At 60.6% G+C, this 18,450-nt stretch carries 10 protein-coding genes; 2 read left to right on the plus strand and 8 right to left on the minus strand.

What is annotated here, in order from left to right; translation table 11 throughout:
• Positions 1-4: 4 nt before the first annotated feature.
• From J1G37_RS04090 to J1G37_RS04105, 4 genes are all read right to left on the minus strand, one after another.
• Positions 5-4,495, minus strand: a complete 4,491-nt coding sequence (locus tag J1G37_RS04090; protein ID WP_207040294.1) for a DUF6543 domain-containing protein — start codon at positions 4,493-4,495, stop codon at positions 5-7.
• Positions 4,496-4,625: 130 nt separating this feature from the next.
• Complete coding sequence (locus J1G37_RS04095) at positions 4,626-5,297, minus strand: GNAT family protein (RefSeq protein WP_207040295.1); 672 nt, start codon at positions 5,295-5,297, stop codon at positions 4,626-4,628.
• A 10-nt stretch (positions 5,298-5,307) separates the two neighbouring features.
• Positions 5,308-5,754: a GNAT family N-acetyltransferase gene (locus J1G37_RS04100; protein WP_207040296.1), complete on the minus strand. Its 447-nt coding sequence runs from the start codon at positions 5,752-5,754 to the stop codon at positions 5,308-5,310.
• The gene (locus J1G37_RS04105) at positions 5,751-6,389 is read right to left on the minus strand and encodes an FMN-binding negative transcriptional regulator (protein WP_207040297.1); all 639 of its coding nucleotides are present in this window, start codon (positions 6,387-6,389) and stop codon (positions 5,751-5,753) included. The genes J1G37_RS04100 and J1G37_RS04105 overlap by 4 nt, the downstream gene beginning before the upstream one ends.
• 87 nt (positions 6,390-6,476) lie before the next feature.
• On the opposite strand from J1G37_RS04105, the gene J1G37_RS04110 reads away from it, so the two are divergent.
• The gene (locus J1G37_RS04110) at positions 6,477-8,045 is read left to right on the plus strand and encodes a PLP-dependent aminotransferase family protein (protein ID WP_207040298.1); all 1,569 of its coding nucleotides are present in this window, start codon (positions 6,477-6,479) and stop codon (positions 8,043-8,045) included.
• On the opposite strand, the gene J1G37_RS04115 is transcribed toward J1G37_RS04110, so the two are convergent.
• The 4 genes from J1G37_RS04115 to aspA all read right to left on the minus strand — a co-directional run bounded on the left by J1G37_RS04115 (position 8,008) and on the right by aspA (position 17,095).
• The gene (locus tag J1G37_RS04115; RefSeq protein WP_207040299.1) at positions 8,008-12,681 is read right to left on the minus strand and encodes a hypothetical protein; all 4,674 of its coding nucleotides are present in this window, start codon (positions 12,679-12,681) and stop codon (positions 8,008-8,010) included. The genes J1G37_RS04110 and J1G37_RS04115 overlap by 38 nt on opposite strands.
• Before the next feature lie 106 nt (positions 12,682-12,787).
• Positions 12,788-13,765, minus strand: a complete 978-nt coding sequence (locus J1G37_RS04120; RefSeq protein WP_207040300.1) for an asparaginase — start codon at positions 13,763-13,765, stop codon at positions 12,788-12,790.
• A gap of 77 nt (positions 13,766-13,842) precedes the next feature.
• The gene (locus J1G37_RS04125; protein ID WP_207040301.1) at positions 13,843-15,288 is read right to left on the minus strand and encodes an alanine/glycine:cation symporter family protein; all 1,446 of its coding nucleotides are present in this window, start codon (positions 15,286-15,288) and stop codon (positions 13,843-13,845) included.
• A 382-nt stretch (positions 15,289-15,670) separates the two neighbouring features.
• The gene (aspA, locus tag J1G37_RS04130; protein WP_017739004.1) at positions 15,671-17,095 is read right to left on the minus strand and encodes an aspartate ammonia-lyase; all 1,425 of its coding nucleotides are present in this window, start codon (positions 17,093-17,095) and stop codon (positions 15,671-15,673) included.
• A 182-nt stretch (positions 17,096-17,277) separates the two neighbouring features.
• On the opposite strand from aspA, the gene J1G37_RS04135 reads away from it, so the two are divergent.
• Positions 17,278-18,186 carry a LysR substrate-binding domain-containing protein gene (locus J1G37_RS04135; RefSeq protein WP_192298058.1) on the plus strand — a complete coding sequence of 303 codons (909 nt, stop codon included), beginning with the start codon at positions 17,278-17,280 and terminating at the stop codon, positions 18,184-18,186.
• The last annotated feature ends 264 nt before the right edge of the window (positions 18,187-18,450 follow it).

An 18,450-nucleotide genomic window follows, 5' to 3' on the forward strand; every position in this document is an offset into this window, starting at 1 on the left:
GCCGTCAGTGGCGGCGGTCTTCAAGCTGTAAAAAGACGGCCAGATTGACTGGGTCTTTGAGGGTGCGCAGGCTGTTATCCAGCGCTGTGCGGTTGTTGAGCGACAGTTGTAGGTCGGCGGGGAGCGTATGCAGGTACTTTTCGTCGATTTTCAGATGGGCCGCTGTGAACTGATCGGCTGGCGTCCTAAGGCTCGGGTAATGAAAGTGGGCCACCCATAACGGCTTGTCGTGGTTGGCGGCGTCGAGAATCAGGTATTCCTGGAAGCAGTCTTGACGCTGCTTGGTCTTGATTCTGCCCGCTGCGTTACGCGTGACCCGAACCTGGCCGTTTGTGAACATCCACTGAAAGTTGAGCTGTTGGGGTTTTCGCAGTTTGATCATCTGGGCCCTGATGTTGATAGCCTCTCGACGCAAGCGCGCCGCACCCTCCCGTAGCTCGCCAGGTAGACTTCCTACCGGATAGGCGGTGCCAGCCTTTTTAGCCGCTGCGTGCAGCGGCTCGAATGCGTTAAGGGTTTGCTCCAGCTTGATGGCTTGCTGGTTGAAAATGTCCTGCATGTCCGCCGGTATTCGCCAGGATTTCTGCGCACTTTGTTTCTGCTCGCCAATAAAACTGTTGAGCTTTTGGGTCAAATCAATCCCTTGGTTGGTGATTGCGGCATAGTTGTCGGTGAGTGGCGGCGCCTGCTTCTTGAAGGCAGGGATCAGTTTCAAGGGCACCGGTTTGGGGGCGTCTTCCGGGTTTTTGGGCTGATCTTGTGGGCGGGGTTTGACCACCCTGATTTTTTTGTGCGGCTTGGACGAAGAGGGTTTCACAGGTTTGCGTGTTGACGGGGCTGCATCCTCGGCGTCCTGTTGAAGGTGCCTTCCAATATTGCTCTGGACCAATAGAAGAAATTCGCTGATGACGCTTTTCAGGTTGCCAAGGGCCTTGGGGTCTACCAAGCCTGGAAACTCAGCAGGCAAGCCGTCGACCTCACTAATTACACTCTGGTACTCCTCAAGCAGACCGGCCAGCGTTTCCAACTGTTGCTCGTGAGGTTCATCTTTTAGCAGCTGCACCATGGATCGACTGGCCGACGCCGCACGTTCCACCGTCGCGTGGACGGCACTGCGCGCCTCGGCCATGTTCTGGGCCGCTTGCTCGTGTATGCACAGCTCGGCGGCGTTGGCGATTTCGTTGGTTTTCAGTTCCCAGCGGGAGTGAAACCCACTCGCTATTCGCATCTGACGGATGCTTACCAAACCGGATGCCCCCATGCCGGACAATTTGTCCTTCGCCTGCGCCAGGTTGTTGAGTTTGGACTCGATATCCCGGCCCATCTGGTTTGCCAGGCCGATATCAGTCAGTAATTGTTGGCGCGATCCATCCTTTTCGGAGCCGCGGTTTTCCAGGATTCGTTCTACAACGGCGTTGTAAGAAGCGTGTTTGAACGCGGTCCAACTCAACAGGTAGGTGTTATAGCGTTCGTACAGTTTGGTAAGGGTTTCCATGTAGTCGATGGTGCCGCCTTGGCCCCGCCACTCCTCAAGCAGTCCCAATGCCTCCTGGCGATTGGAGATCAGCTCCTGCGCTTTGGACAGGCTCTGTTCCAGCAGGGTGTCAGTCAGAGGGGCCTTGAGTAACGTGTCCATTTGCCCCTTCAATACCGTTTCACTTTGTTCCAGCGCTGTCCTTTGCCGCTCCAGTGCTGCGCGGGTGCGAGCCTTGGCCTCGCGTGCGGCCTTCAACTTGCTTTTCAAGCTTTCACCGCTGCGCAGCAGGCGCAGTTGGGTGTTGATGCCCCAGGTTCCCTTCGGCGTCTTGGCCAGGCAAGGGCCAGTCAGCGAGGGGTCCTTGGGGTCGAGAATGTGAACCTCGCCGTCTTGATCGCCTGCCACTTGGAACCAGCGTTGATCTACCTGGGCGTAGGTGTCTTTGGCCTTGTGATAGAGCGGTGGCACTTGTTCGCCCTGGTCCTCGCCTTCCAGGTCGGGAGCTTTGACTTTGAATGCATCCAGATAGGTGTCCCACTGGCCCGGCGTTCGACGGGGCACGACACCTTCGACCGCCAGTATCGAGAACTGGCTATGGGGCAGCGCGCCCTTGCCTGAAACGGTGGCATGAATTTCTGGCGGCGCTGCTAGAGGCCGTTTCGGGCGACCCAGGCTTGGAGGCTTGGATCTGCCCCTGCGCAGTGGAGCGGCCTTGTGCGTGATAACGATGGCCATCGCCATGAGCACATCGCCTAGGCGCTGCCATGTCACCAGGCTATTACCCTGCTCATGGGCATCATGCGCTTGTTGGAGTTGATCAAAGAGTTGCCAGACCCATACCGCCGACGCGACGGCGCCGGTGAAGAAATTTGAAGCAATATTGAAGATGGCCCAGCCGCTGTCTTTCAGTAAGGCCCAGCGCCTTTCTGCGTTAGACAGCGACTCACGGTCCGCCAGCTCTGCCATGGCCTGCGCGTTGGTAGCAAACAACGCTGCAAAAATATCCCCGGTCAGCTCGGCTGCAGAAAACACCGGCTCGCTACCCCACGTCCACAATTTAAAAGGCTCCACCACCAGGTCTATCACCATCCAGGGTGAGGGCAGGCCGACCGGGAAAACGTACTGGCCGTAGTTGGCACTCAAGCTGCGGTTGGGTAGCCACGCCAGCATTGAGTCCCTGATCTCACCAGGTTGGTACAGCTCGTAGTGCAGGTTTTGCAGTGATGGGAACTGTATCAGCGGGTTTTCCAGCAGCGGGCGATACAGCAGGAACGGCCCTCTTTGCCGATCACGGGGGCCGATCACGTAGACGTTGAGTACTTCATCAAATGAATGAGGGGTCCGCAGGCTGGGCCGTATCGACAACGGACGGATAACGATCGGGGTCGGCGCATTGGGCGTTGGCTTGACCAGCTCCCGGATGCAGCGATAACCCTGTTCATCGACATTGCCTTTTTTCCTGAGCTTGCATTCCAGTGCCAGCAGTGGGAGGAGCGATCGCAGTTGTTGGGTGTAAAACTTCTTTTGCCGAGGGGCTTCGACTGGGTCGTCAATCAATTTGTCTTTGATCAGCTTCGGGTACACCTGGCCGATATCGACCTGTGCTGCTATCTGCGTCAGGTAGCTGTGGGTCAGCCAGCCAGGCACCGTTTCGCCGCCCTTGAAGCTGACCGTCGCGAGGTACGGCGGGGTGTTGCTCAGTGCATATTCGCCTAGGGTCTGCGTATAGCTTTGCAGCGGATTGGCCAAGGTAAATGGCCCGGCGGCGAGGCTGTCAGTAAGGGTGACTTGCGTATCGTCGAGAGGCAGCTTGTCGGCACCGCTGGCTTTTTTGTCGGCAATGATGGCGTTGCGCATTTTCTCCTGGGCGAAGGTCTCGATGGGTTGAATGGCGAACAGGTCCGTTGGTGTATCGCTGTACAGCGTGCTCAGGTCCAGCATGTATTGGCTGTAGTCGTTCAAGTCCTGGGGCGAGGCATCGAGCAGCCATTTGGGGATCGCCCCGTCGAGCATGTCCAGGCGCTTTGCGTCAATGTCCGCAGGTGGTTCAGCGCTGGAGGCCGGCTCCGGTTGAGCGGGGGCGGTTGTGAAGCCCTCGGTTTCGATCGCGTTGAGCTGGGTGGCGACCAAGGCCCAGGCCATGTGGTCAAAGAAATTCCCTGCCGGTTCGACCAGGCGCATGGACAGCGGGAGCTTGCTCATTGAGGCATCGAGTCTTGAACGTGCTGATGCGGCCAGGTCTTGCAGGGAGGGGAAGGTCTCATACCCGTATTCGAGGGTGTACATCATCAGGATCTGGTTGTTTTTGAACGTGCCGTGCACAACGGCGGTGCCGGCCAATAGGAGGTGCTTGAGGTTTTGGCCGTTGGGGGTGTCGATGTCGAGCACGCACACCTGGATGTGTGCCAGGTCGGGCCGCTGGGCAAGCCGTTGTTGTTTTTCGGGGTACATCGAAATCGCCCGGGCGATTTCGCAGTGGTCGGCATTCCAGCCTTCCACCTCCTGGATGTTCAGCGCGGCGGCGAGCCCGTCGGCCAGTTCTTGCCAGCGTGGCAGTAGCGTCCCTTTGGTGTTCCAGAACGCCAATTGCTGTTCTTTGAAGGCGACGAAAAACACCGAGGCCAAATCATTGAGCAGGGTGGCGATCTTCTCGATGTTGACCGGCAGTTGAAGGGGGGTGTTTGCAGAGGGTTGTTGCGTGAGGAATTGCTCGCCTGGCAAGTAGTTGACCTTGCGCTTTTCCAGGCTGATCCGCACCAGGACGTGGGTCAGGCGGGTGTATTGGATATCGACACAGGTCAGTTCATCGTCGATGACTTCCCAGAGGGGAGTACCGACCACCGTCTTGTCCAGGTCAATGCTCAGATCGGGATAGAGGATGGCCAGTTCGCTGTGCAGCAGCGCTGTGGCGACTTCATTGCTGGTCGGCCCATCCTCGGTCAGGCGGGTCAGCAATGCTTTCTCCCTGAGCGGTTTCGGGTTGAGCAGGGCGGGCTGTTGGGACGTTATTGCATTCATGCGTTTCTCCATGGTCAGGACGACGTGAGGCGCCATTGCATGGGAAGCGTAAGGGGTCGCCGGTGTAGGGCGGGTGGTAGTCAGATAGGCCAGGGGCCGCCCGCAGTGCGTGCTGCCCCTGGTGGTGGGGTTAGCGGCGACACTCCAGCAGCGTCTTCAGCTGTTGGTCTCCCTTCAGGTTGTCGGCTGACAGCCACTGTTCAAACCCGGCGCCAATCGCTGGCCATTCCGCGTCGATGATCGAATACCACGCCGTGTCCCGGTTCTTGCCCTTCACCACCGTATGCTGGCGGAACACGCCCTCGAAGCTGAACCCCAACCGCTCTGCCGCGTACTTGGAGCGGCCATTGGCGTTGTTGCACTTCCATTCCAGGCGACGGTTGCCTTGCTCGAAGGCGTACTTGGCCAACAGGTACACGGCCTCGGTGCTTTTCGGCGAACGCTGCATCGGCGCGCCAAAGGTCACGTGACCGATTTCGATGCGGCCTTGCTCGGGCACGATGGACATCAGGCTGAGGATGCCTTGCACCTGGCCGGTCGCGCGGTCGATCACGCTGAAAAAATACGGGTCGCTGTGGGCGGCATGGTTGTTGAGCCAATCATTGAAGGCGCTGCGCTCGGGAAAAGGCCCGTAAGGCAGGTAGTCCCACAACCTGGGGTCGGCACCTGGGCCTTGCATGGCCTGGAACAAATCGTCGCCGTGGCGCGCCGGGTCGAGTTTTTCCAGGCGGATAAAGCGGCCTTCAAGCAGTTGCACGGTGGGGGCCGGGACGCCTTTCCAGTCGGCGAGGGAAGTGGACATGCTGCGCTCCTTAAAGACCTTTGCGAAATTGGATAAAACCGGGACGTTCGGCGATGCGTTCGTAGAGTTGAATCGCGGTGGCATTGGTCTCGTGGGTCAGCCAATGCACCTTGCAGCAGCCGTCGGCCTTGGCGGTGGCGTAGACGAACTCGATCAGCTTGCGGCCCACGCCGGTGCCGCGCTGGCTCGGGTCTACCAGCAGATCCTGCAGGTAGCAGGCGTTCTCGATGCTCCAGTTGGAGCGGTGGTAGATGAAATTGACCATGCCCACGGCCTTGCCGTCCTGCCAGGCCAATGCCGAGTGAGTGGGTTCGTTGGTATCAATCAGGCGTTGCCAGGTGCTTTGGTTCACGGCGTCCGGCAGTTCGGTGTTGTAGAACTTCAGGTACGCCTGCCACAGCGGCAGCCAGGCGGTGTGGTCGGCGGCGGTGACCTGGCGGATATCGATCGAACTCATTCTGCAACTCCTTGGGGAATAAAGCGGGCGAGGGTCTGGTCGCGCACGTCCGGGCTGGCGGCCAGGCCTTCACGCACGCCGGCCATGTCGGCCGGGCTGCGGTTTTGGCTGAGCTTGCGCGTGCCGATCAGGCGCTCGATTGGCAGGGCGAAGCCGACGATAGCCTTGAGCATGCTGTCAATGTAGTCGGCCGGGGCGTCGCTGACTTTCCACGGCTGGGCGCGGTTGCCTTCGTGACGGTCGGTGAGGGCGCTGACCAGTGCGAGCAAACGCTCGGCGTCGGTGAACACTTCGGCTGTGCCGTAGGCGTGTACGGCGATGTAGTTCCAGGTGGGCACGACTTTGCCATGCTCGGCCTTGGCCGGGTAGAACGCCGGGCTGATGTAGGCCTCGGTACCGGCAAAGATCACCAGGGCCTCGCTGCCATTTTGCAAGTCGCGCCACTGTGGGTTGGCCTTGGCCAGGTGCCCATACAGCGTGCCGTTCGGGCCTTCATCGGGGTTGAGCAGCAGCGGCAAATGGCTGGCCAGCAGGCCCTGTTCGCCAAAGGTCACCAGCTGCGCCAGGCGAGTGTGCTGGATCAACTGATGCAGTTCGGGCAAGTCATCGAGAGCAAAGGCACGGGGTGTGTACATGGAAATATTCCTTGGCGAATGCCTGCATCCTAGGCAGGCTAATGGTTCCTGGAAAGATCCATCTGGCACCCATTTCATAGGTCCAATATGTCGCCCATTACGCCGCCGCTGTCCTTCAACCCTGCAGGAATCGAACTGGATCGCCGCCAGGGGCTGACACGCCAGCTCTATGAAGCCCTGCGCCAACGGGTACTGGACGGGCGGCTGGTCGGCGGTACGCGCTTGCCCGCCAGCCGTGACTTGGCGGCGGCGTTGTCGATCTCGCGCAATAGCGTGGTGCGTGCCTACGATCAGCTGTATGCCGAGGGGTTTATTGAAAGCCGGGTCGGTGATGGCACCTATGTGGCGCAACTGCCTGCGGCAAAAAAACTATCCACAAAACTATCCACAGGGTTTTCAACAGGCTTATCCCCAGCTTTATCCACAAAGTTGGCAAATTTGCCGGAAGATCTGGACCATGAAGTTATCCACAGCAGCGGTTTGGCGCGGATAAAAAACAACCACTTGGCGCAGCCGCCAGCGGGGCCACCACGGGCCTTTCGCGTGGGTGTGCCAGCGTTCGATCTGTTTCCCTTCGAGGTGTGGGCCAAGCTAAATGGGGCATTCTGGCGCAAGCCGGACCTGGAGCAACTGTGCTACGGCGACCCGGCCGGCGATGGCCGGCTGCGCGGTTTGATCGCTGCCTACCTGCGCAGCTCGCGGGGCATGCAGTGCAGCGCTGGACAAATTGTGATCACCAGTGGCGCACAGCAAGCGATTAGCCTTTGTGCACAGTTGCTGGTGGAGCCCGGTGATGGGGTTGCTGTGGAAAACCCGGGCTACCGCGCCGCAGGTCATGCATTCGCCCTGGCTGGCGGTAAATTGCACGGCGTGCCGGTGGATGGCGAGGGTATCGACTGCCAGGTGCTCAACCGCCTGGATGACTGCCGTGTGGCCTACGTCACCCCGTCCCATCAATATCCGTTGGGGGTGGTGATGAGCCTGGCGCGGCGCCTGGAACTGCTGGCTTGGGCGGAGCGCACGGGGGGCTGGATCATCGAGGACGATTACGATGGCGAGTATCGCTACAGCGGCGCGCCCTTATCGCCCCTGGCAGCACTGGATCGCCGCGGCCGGGTGCTCTACGTCGGCACTTTCGGCAAGGTGGCGTTTCCGGCGTTGCGCCTGGGCTACCTGGTGTTGCCGCCGGGGTTGGTGGATGCGTTTTCCCGACGCCGCGCCGTGGACATGCGCCACTCCGAAGTCAGCACCCAGGCGGTGATGGCAGAGTTTATGGCGGCGGGGCACTTTCAGCGTCATATTCGCCGCATGCGCCGGGCCGCATTGAGCCGGCGCAATGCCTTGCTCGCCGGTTGGCCCAGCGGGTTGGAGGGCGTGGGTGAACTGCCCAACGTCGCGGCAGGGCTGCACATGACGGTGCGCGTGGACAGCTTGGCTCGTGAGCAGCAATTGCTGGCGCAGGCTCACGCGGCGGGAATCGAAATCAACGGCTTGAGCAGCTACTGGCTGGCGCAATCGGCCACGCCCGTGGACCAACGCGCCGGCCTGGTGCTGGGCTTTGCCGCCGTGCCCGAAGCCGATATCGCCGTGGCGTTGGCGCAGTTGCGCCAGGCCTGGCTTACGGGCGCTTCTTCCAGAAACGCCGCTTGGTCTTGAGCGGTTCGAAGAACAGGTCCTTGGCCGGTTGCAGGCTGATTTCGCTGCGTAACTGGTTGATTCTTTGCGATTGGCTCGTGCTGCTGATGGAGTCGGCGTCGCCACTGGCTTGGTGATCTTCGACGCTTATGAGTCGGCCATCTAAATAGCGTTCGGCCGAACTCCATGTCTCGCTGTAATGAAATTGCGCGTACCAGAGAGCCTCCTTGGTCTGGAGGTCGCGGATGACGTACTCGTCCAAGTACAGAGGTTTGGCGCTTTTGACCAGCGGCTTGCGGACCCCGGTCTGTTTGATGGAGATGAGGTTGCGTTGCTTGAGCCATTCGACGCCGGTGACGGTCGGAGGAGACGCTTTGAGCGCCCTCGTCGTAAATTCATCGCTGCGTTTGTTAAGGTCGGTCACCGCATTTTTCAGCGCGCTTTCGACGGTGGTGGCGGAATGGAAGTTGATTCCTCTGAGATTGTCCTGCTTCAGTGCACGGCTGATGACGTTGCGGCTGTTTTCCAGTATCTGGGCATGTTGGTGATAGAGGTATTCGATTCCGCTGGGGGTGCGTTGCGGTGCAATGGCCTGGCGTTGGGCGCGTTCCAGGAAGGCGGGCAATTCGTCCAGCAGTGCCTGGCCTTGGCTGGCGGCGGTGAACAAATCCACTGTGGGGGTAACCGGCGCGGATTCCCAGTGCCTCAACCACACGCCGTCTTTTTGATGGTAGGTGGCAATCACTTTTTCCGTCAGCGGCGAGGTGATATCGACCAGGCCGGTGTCTTGCCAGGCTTTGTCCAGGCGCGGCACGCCGACCAGCATGCCGTCATGCAGGGTGCGGATGATTTTGCGGTGTACCGGGGGCGCAACGGGCAGCGGTGTGCCACGGCTTCGCACGACGTCTCTTTCGGCGCTGAGTACTGACAGGTTGTGGATGGCATCTCGCCGGAACCCGTTGAGGTGCTGGCGTAGCGTCTGGACGTTTTGGTCGATGGCATGCTCATGAAACTGCTCGGAAAAGTCTTCCAGGCGCTCGTCCAGTGTCTGGAACTGTTCGGTCAGGTTGCTCAGGATATCGATGCGCTCGTCCAGGCGTGATTCGCTGCGTTCATACAGCGTGTCGCGTAGGCCGAGGATGGCGAGGTCGGCGGTGTCGACGATCTGGTCAATGGCTTTCCAGGCGTGAGGTGCGCTGGCGGTGGTGCTGGCCGGCAGGCACAGGTTACGTGCCAGTGTGACTTGCAGGACCTTGAGGTCGACGCTTTTGTAGCTTGGCAGCAAGTGCTGGGTGTCTCGCCGTAGATTCGCGCCATCTTCGCCCAGTGCGCGCAACTCGTCGAGGCGGCCTTCCATGTACTCCAAGTGCTTGAACATTGCCCCGATCAAATCGTTGGTCTTCAGGGCTTCGTCAATGTAGCGCTCTTGTGGCGCTTCGGCCTGGCGTTTGATTTTGTCCAACATGTCGCTCAGTTTTGGCTGGAAGCGTGTGTTGGTTTGATTGATACCCGCCTGGGTCATTTCTGTCTGAGCCTTGAGGATCCCGAGGGTCCGCCGCAAATAGTCCGGTGTATGGGCGTGGACGGACAGTTGCTTGAGCGCCTGCAGCGCAGATTCGTACTCTATGCATTGCTGTTTCAAGGTGCCCAGGTAGGCTTGTCGGCTGGCTTCGGCGGCGGCAGCCGAAGACGTGGAGGGGCCCGCTTCCATGGCGTCGTAGGCGTCTTTGAGTTGAGTCCGAAGGGACGGTTTTTTTTGCTCGAACTCGTCCAGGCGCTTTCGCATCTGCTCTGCGCGCTCTTCCCCGAGGGAAATGGCTTTTTTGACCAAGACCTTCGGTGCTCCTCCGCGCAGGCGCAGGCGCGTATCGATGAACCATTGGCCTTGTTTGTTATGTATCAGCGGTGGGCCGGTACGCCGCGCGTCTTTCGCGTCGACAATGAAGGATTGGTCGTTCTCGTCCGGCACCACTTCGAACCAGCGTTCGCCCACCGGGGCATAGTATTTTTCCCCGCTCTGATGCAGGTATTGGTGCGGACCTTTGGTTCTGATGGGGTCGCCCAGTGTTTGCGGCTTGCTGACCTTGAAACTGTCCAGCACGGCACCCAGTTGCGTCGGTTTACGGCTGAGGGCACCGAGGGTGTGCAGGAGGCGGGGGTGTTTGTACGGCAGTTGGTCGGGTTTGAGCGTGTGCATTTTCTGAACACTGATGGGCTCGGGCTCGGGCTCGGGCTCGGGCTTGGGCTTGGGCGAGGGGAGCGACGGATCGGTTTGCTTGTCGGCTAACTCGGCCTCAGCACGAGGGCGAGGTGCCGCGCGAGCCGCAGCGTGCAAGGCGACGGCCATGCCGAGGTTGAGCAACAGATCGCAAAGGGCGGCCCAAGGCGACTGGCGTGAAGGGTTCTCGATGGCGTCGCTGAGGGCCTGCAACTGGTCCATGATCTGCCATATCCAGGCCGCGGCATTCACCGCCCGCCCCAGGAACGGCAAGACACCACTGAATATCGCCCAACCTACGCGTTTGAACGTTTCCCAGCGTGCCTCGGCATTCGACACCGACGTGCGGTCGGCCAGTTCGATCAGGGCGTTGGCATTGGCCTTGTACAGCGTGTCGAGCAGGTCGCCGGTGATGGCGTCTGTGCTTAGCCCTAGCGGTCCGCTCATGCTGATGAGTTTGAAGTTGTTCGAAATCGCATCGGCGATGGTCCACGGAGAAGGGATTTTCCCCGGAAACACATAATGGCTGTAATCGTCACGTGCGTTGTCGGGCAGCCAGGCCAGTACTGACTCGCGCAGGGTGGGAGATTGCTGGATGGCGTACACCAGATTGGCGTACGAGGGGTATTGGAGGAGGGAGACGCGGAGCAACGGGCGATACAGCAGGCACGGGCCGTCGGTCGGGTCTTGTGTGCTGATGACGTACATATTGGTGACGATGTCGGGGGTTTTATCCAGCCGTAAGCTTGGGATAAACCCCAGCGGGCGCACGACAACGGGGAAACCGTCCACCTGCCGGTCGGTCGGGTCGGGCAGGAACGCCGCAGCGGCCAGACGAACCCCGCGCTCATCTATCCCATTTTCCCCACGAAGCTTGCATTGCAGTGCCAGCAGCGGCATCTGGATGGACAGGTGCTGGGCATAGATCGTGCGGCGGCGCTCGGTTTCCGCCGGGTCACCCAGCAGCGTGTCTTTGACCAGTTGTGGGTAGGTGCTACCAATGTCGATACGCGAGATCAGCATTTCAAGGTAGTCGAAGGTCAGCCAGTCGGGCAGTGCAAAGGGTATTTGCTGTTGCAGGGTCTTGATGCCCAAAGGAGCGGAGATCAGGTTTTGCAGGGCCAGTTGCTCGACGGTATAGAAATCGGTGGTGAACTGCCCCGGCACGGGAAATAAACCCCATAACACGGGGCTCTGGACTTTTAAGCGCAGGGTGCCCAGCGATAGGCTGGCGGCATCGGGGTGGTCTTTGAGCATTTCTTCGCGCAGACGGCTCAGGGCGTATTCCTCAATAGACGGGAGGCCCTCGTCATAGGTCCTGCCCTGATTGAAGTTGTGCAGCGCCGATAGGTTCTTCAGGTAGCGTGAAAAGCTGTTCAAGTCCGAAATCGAAGCACGGGCAAGCCAATCCGGCAGGGCTCCCTGCAACCAATTCATGTTGTGCCCTGGGCTTGTTCCCGCGGATACGGAACCGGGTGGCCCGGCCAGGGCCAACTGACTGGCGCCTTCGCCGCGCAGGTCGGAAAAATTGATGGCGCCGATGGCTTCGATCTGAATCGTGACCAGGGCGCACGCCAGGTAATCGAAAAAGTCGCCGTCAGGTTCCACCAGCCGCCATTGGATTTTCTGATGGGGGATCGCGGTGTCCAGCAGCCGAGGCACATCCTTGCTCAGCTCATCGAAATTGGCGTATTTGCGAAAGCCCATGGTCAGCGAATGGGTCAGGATGACGTCGTGCTTGTCTTGCTTGGCGACCACCACGCTGATCAGGTGCTCATTGAGGTGGGTGATCTTGCCTGCATCGTCCACCTGGTCGATATCCAGTACGTAGGCATGTGTGCTGAAGGGGTCGTCGAGGGCTCGGTCCGCCAGGTCGGGCTTCAGGGCGACTTGGCGTAGCATCAGGCATTCATCGTCGGTCCAGCCGCTGATCTTGTTGACGTTCCAGCGGTTACGCAGCTCTACGGACAGCTCGTGCCAATTTGGCCCACCGTTGCCCAGGGTCTGGTTCCAGAACGCTAATTGTTGATATTGATAACCACGGAGCATGACCGGCGCGAGCACGTTGATGATCCGCGCGATTTCTTCGACGCGCACTGGCAGGTGTATGGGGGGCTCGACGATGGGGGTCTCGGTGAGGAAGTGCACGCCTTCGATAAACAGAGAGGGCACCGCGAGCACCGCCTGACGTGCCAGGATATCGGTGAGTACCTCGTAGTGCGGGGACAGGACGATCACTTCGTCCTCGATGATTTCCCAGCTCGGTGCACCGACCATGACGTTATCCGGGTCGATATTCAGGTCGGGGTAGTGTTCCCTCAACTGCAGGCGTAACAACGCGGCGGCCACTTCACGAAACGCCGGGCCGATGGACAGTTGGTTGATCATGGCCGTCGTGAGTTGCGCGCGCGGCGTGTTTTTTGTGGCGATGGGAGGCATGAGGGGGTCCTGATAAGCGTTAACAAGGGCAAGCACCCGAGGACGGGTTGCTTGCCATGCTAAAAAGCGCTCAATCAGGCAGGCGGTGCATATCTACGTGATCGGCTTAGCCCAGTTCGCCGCACAGGTTGGTTTCGACCAGGCGGCGGGTCGCTTCGAGGCCCAGGCCACTGCCGATCAAGGCATTGAGCTTGCCGAACGCGGCTTCGCGCGTCATACCGCCGCCCGACAGCACGCCGACGCCGCGCAGGCGGCTGCCGGCTTCGTACACATCCAACTCAACGCCGCCTTCATGGCATTGGGTGATTGCGACCACGACGATGCCTTGGTCCTGCGCGTGCTGGAGGCTGGCGAGGAACGCGGGGTTGTCGCTGGGGCCAGTGCCGCTGCCGAAGCATTCGAGGATCAGCGCCTGGATGCCGCTGCCAATCAGCGCCTCCAACTGCGCTGCGCCGATGCCCGGCACCAGCGGCAGTACGCCGACATTGGCCAGGGCTTTGGGCTGACGATAACCCAGGGCTTCAGGGACGGTTTCGGCACGGGCCACGCCCCCTTGGCGATTGAGTGCCGCGAACGGGTTGCGCCCAAAACTGCGGATTTTTGCGCAGGCGGTTGGCGCCATCAGCGCGCCGTGAAAGTGCAGGTGCACGCCCGGAGCGAGGCCGTCGGCCAAGGCTTGCAGCGCACCGCTGACGTTTTCCCAGGCATCACTGCCCGGCACGCCGGCGGGCAACATGGAGCCTGTGAACACCACTGGCGCCGGCAGGCCCAACAGTTGGAAACACATGGCCGCGGCGCTGTAGGCCAGGGTGTCGGTGCCGTGCAGGATCAGCACGCCGTCGCAGCCTTGGTCCACGGCGTCTATCACGGCGATGCGCAAGCGCTGCCAGTAGGCGGGGGTCATGTTGGCGCTGTCGATCAGCGGGGCCATTTCCTGGAAACGCCAGGCGGGCAGGGGCTGGCCGGCCAGCTGTTCGCGCATGCGCGCTTCGAAGCCGGAGGCCGGGGCCAGGCCGTTGGCGCTGGCTTGCATGCCGATGGTGCCGCCGGTGTAGAGCACCATCACATTGTTAGCTGATTGCATCGAGAAATCTCCTGAACGAAAAACGCCGCCGGGCCCAGAGCATGCCCAAGGCCGGGCGGCGTGTCATCTATCGATGTTTAGCGTTGTACTTGGGCGTTCAGCTCAGCCGAAGTAGCGGCGTCCGGCTTTACCGGATTGGCCGGCCAGGCCTTGCGGTCCAGGTCCAGGTCAGGGAACTGGCTGGAGTCGAACACCGGCGTCTTGATGCCCGCTGCGCGCTGGTTGTCGTAGTCGTTCAGGATGCGCATGGCGATCTTGAACAGGAACGCCAGGGCGAACAGGTTGACGAAGGCGAGCATGGTCATGGTGATGTCGGCGAACGCGAACACGGTGCTCAGGTTCTCGATCGAGCCCCAGAAGATCAGCACCAGCACCAGCGTACGGTAGCCGATCAGCACCTTGCGGTTGTTGCCCACCAGGAAGCGCAGGTTGCTCTCACCGAGGTAGTAGTTGTACATGATCGAGGTGAACACGAACAACGCCAGGGCCACGGAGATGAACATGCGGCCCCAGTCGCCCACTACCGCTGCCAGGGAGTTCTGGGTCAGGGCAATGCCGTCGCCTTCAAAGCCTGGGGTGTAGAAGCCGGAGAGCAGGATCAGCAGCGCGGTGCAGGTGCAGATCACGAAGGTGTCGAGGAACACGCTGAACGCCTGGACCACGCCCTGGGCAATCGGGTGCTCTACGGAAGCCACTGCCGCCACGTTAGGCGCACTGCCCAGACCGGCTTCGTTGGCAAACACGCCGCGTTTCACACCCATGATGATCGCGCTGCCCACCAGGCCACCGAAGGCTTGGTCGAGGCCGAAGGCGCTCTTGACGATGGTCATCAGCATGGCCGGCACGTGGTCGAATTGCAGCACGATCACGTACAGGGTCACGGCGATGTAGACCAGGGTCTTGACCGGTACCAGCAGGTCGGCAATCGAGGCGATGCGCTTGATCCCGCCGATGAACACCAGGCCCAGCAATGCTGCGAGGGCCAGGCCGGTGTAGGTGGTGTCGAGGCCGAAGGCGTTGTTCAGCGAGTGCGTCACGGCGTGGGCTTGCAGGCCGTTGAAGGCGAAGCCGAAGGTCACCAGCAGCAGGAACGCCATGACCATACCCAGCCAGCGCTTGTGCAGGCCGTGCTGGATGTAATACGCCGGGCCACCACGGTAGGTGCCCTCTGCATCGGTACGCTTGTACAGTTGGCCGAGGGAGCATTCGATAAAGCTCGACGACATGCCCACCAGCGCGGTGACCCACATCCAGAACACGGCACCCGGGCCACCCAGGGTCACGGCAATGCCGACGCCGGCGATGTTACCGGCACCTACGCGGCCAGCCAGGCTGAGCATCAGCGCCTGGAACGAGCTGAGTTGGTCGGAGCTGCTCTTGAGGCTGTCTTTGAACACCGAGAACATGTGGAAAAAGTGACGCAGCTGTACGAAACGCGAGCGAATCGTGAAATAACCGCCGAGCCCGACAATGAGCACGATCAGTACTTTCCCTGAGAGGAAGTCGTTGATGACTTCGAGCATGGAGTGTTCCTCGCTGATTTTTCTAATGGCAAACGCAGGACGGTGCGACGCCGTCGCTTAGCACCAGGCAGTGCGCGACAGTTCGACCCCAATCCTTTTGCGGGTGTTGTTATTCATGCGGTTTCGCGTGTGTATCCGGGCCTCGTTACCGACGGCCGCAGCGCGAAGAGGGGCGGCACTATACCTAGGAGCGCGTGATCCGTCTGCACGGGGCGATTAAAGGTTTCAGCAGGGCGGTGGGCTTGCAGGGCGATATTGGAGTTTTTATGGGCTTCATTTCACAACCTTGAGGCAAAAAAAAGGGCCTGAAGAACGAGCCTTCAGGCCCTCAAAAGGTGAGAGGTGTCTAGTCCCTCAACCTGGTGAGCGGTGCAACAAACGCTTAGGCCTTCAGCGGGACCAAACGTGGAGCGATCATGTTTTCCGGGCGCAGGATGTCGTCGAGCATGGCGTCGTCGAGCAAGCCTTCTTCGCGCACCAGTTCCAGCACGCCGCGGCCGCTTTCAAGGGCGATACGCGCGATGCGGGTGGCGTTTTCATAGCCGATGTACGGGTTCAGCGCGGTGACCAGGCCGATGGAGTGCTCCACCAGTTCACGGCAGCGCGCTTCGTTGGCGGTGATGCCGACGATGCAGTGTTCGCGCAGCATGTCCATGGCGCGTTGCAGCAGGCGGATCGAGTCGAAGATCTTGAAGGCGATCAAAGGCTCCATCACGTTCAGTTGCAGTTGGCCGCCTTCGGCTGCCATGGTCAGCGCCAGGTCGTTGCCGATCACTTGGAACGCTACCTGGTTCACGGCTTCCGGGATGACCGGGTTGACCTTGCCGGGCATGATCGAGCTGCCTGGCTGGCGCGCTGGCAGGTTGATCTCGTTGATGCCGGTACGTGGGCCGCTGGACAGCAGGCGCAGGTCGTTGCAGATCTTCGACAGCTTCACCGCCGTACGCTTGAGCATGCCGGAGAACAGCACGAAGGCGCCCATGTCGGAGGTGGCTTCGATCAGGTCGGCAGCCGGTACCAGCGGCTGGCCGCTGATGGTGGCCAGGCGTTGTACGGCCAGGGCCTGGTAACGCGGGTCGGCGTTGATGCCGGTGCCGATGGCGGTGCCGCCCAGGTTCACTTCGGTCAGCAGTTCTGGCGCCAGGGTTTTCAGGCGGGCCAGGTCTTCCCCGAGGGTGGTGGCGAAGGCGCGGAATTCCTGGCCGAGGGTCATCGGCACGGCGTCTTGCAATTGGGTGCGGCCCATTTTCAGCACATGACCGAACTCGACGCCCTTGGCGGCGAAGGCCTGGATCAGGCTGTCGAGGCTGGCCAGCAGCGCGTCATGGCCCAGCAGCAGACCCAGGCGGATCGCGGTCGGGTAGGCGTCGTTGGTCGACTGCGCCATGTTCACGTCATTGTTCGGGTGCAGGTACTGGTATTCGCCCTTCTGGTGACCCATGGCCTCCAGCGCGATGTTGGCGATCACTTCGTTGGCATTCATGTTGGTTGAAGTGCCAGCGCCGCCTTGAATCATGTCCACCACGAACTCTTCGTGGAAATCGCCGCGGATCAGCCGGGCACAGGCTTCGCTGATGGCAGCGTGCTTGGCTTCACTGAGCTGACCCAGCTCGCGGTTGGCGTCGGCCGCCGCTTGCTTGACCATTGCCAGACCGACCACCAATTTCGGGTAATGCGAAATCGGAACGCCCGAGAGGCGGAAGTTGTTCACCGCTCGCAGGGTCTGGATGCCGTAATACGCTTGGGCAGGTACTTCGAGTACGCCAAGCAGGTCTTTTTCGGTACGGAAAGATGCAGCGGAGGACATGACGGAAATCATCTCGATATGGACCCGGAACTGGCCGGAACGCTGCGAATGCTAGGCTTGTGTGAGTTTTTGGGCCAATGCTGTTCAGCACTGGGCTATGCATAAACGGCATAATGCAGGTGTGACCCGGCTATCATGGCGGGCGTGTGTGCCAAAATGGTGCGTACCCGTGGAGGGAAGTGATGAACCTTGAGAGCAAATGGCTGGAAGACTTCAGCGCCCTGGCGGCCACCCGCAGCTTTTCCCAGGCAGCGGAACGGCGCTTTGTCACCCAGCCGGCGTTCAGCCGCCGCATCCGTAGCCTGGAGGCTGCGCTCGGCCTGACCCTGGTCAACCGCTCGCGCACGCCAGTGGAATTGACGGCGGCGGGGCAGTTGTTCCTGGTGACCGCGCGCACCGTGGTCGAACAGCTCGGTGAAGTGTTGCGCCATTTGCATCACCTGGAAGGCGGGCAGGGCGAAGTCATGCAAGTGGCGGCGGCGCACTCCCTGGCGCTGGGCTTCTTTCCACGCTGGATTGCCCAACTGCGCAACGAAGGCCTGAACATCGCCACGCGGCTGGTGGCCACCAACGTCGGCGACGCCGTGCACGCCCTGCGCGAAGGCGGTTGTGACTTGATGCTGGCGTTCTACGACCCGGACGCGGCGATGCAGATGGACGCGGAAATCTTCCCATCCCTGCACCTGGGCAACACCGAAATGCTCCCGGTGTGCGCTGCCGATGCCGATGGCAAGCCGCTGTTTGATCTGGAAGGCGAGGGCAGTGTGCCGTTGCTGGCCTACAGCGCGGGTGCATTCCTGGGGCGTTCGGTACATTTGCTGCTGCGCCAGCGTGCCTTGCGCTTTACCACCGTGTACGAAACTGCCATGGCCGATAGCCTCAAGAGCATGGCGTTGGAAGGACTGGGTATCGCCTGGGTGCCGCAGTTGAGCGTGCGTGCCGAGTTGGCACGCGGCGAGCTGGTGGTGTGCGGCGGTCCGCAATGGCATGTGCCGCTGGAGATCCGTTTGTATCGCTGTGCGTTGGTGCGCAAGGCGAATGTGCGGTTGTTGTGGCGCAAGTTGGAGGGTGGGGCAGCGCAGGGCGCTTGAGTGCGCTGAAGATCAATGTGGGAGCTGGCTTGCCTGCGATAGCTGTAGTGAATTCACCATTGCTATCGCAGGCAAGCCAGCTCCCACATTGACCCAGTTCCCATGGGGAATGTGTGTTGTTTTCGCTGACCTGAAAGTCAATAAAACCGCCACTTTGCCCCGCTAGACAGATGGTCATCCAAGGGGCTGTTTATCTGCATTATTACGGTATACTGCGCGGCCTTCGGCCGGTCCAACCGGCCTAATTTCGTACAACAAGCCACG

It is taken from the genome of Pseudomonas sp. Marseille-Q1929 (genome assembly GCF_017316265.1).
Taxonomy (GTDB): Bacteria; Pseudomonadota; Gammaproteobacteria; order Pseudomonadales; family Pseudomonadaceae; genus Aquipseudomonas.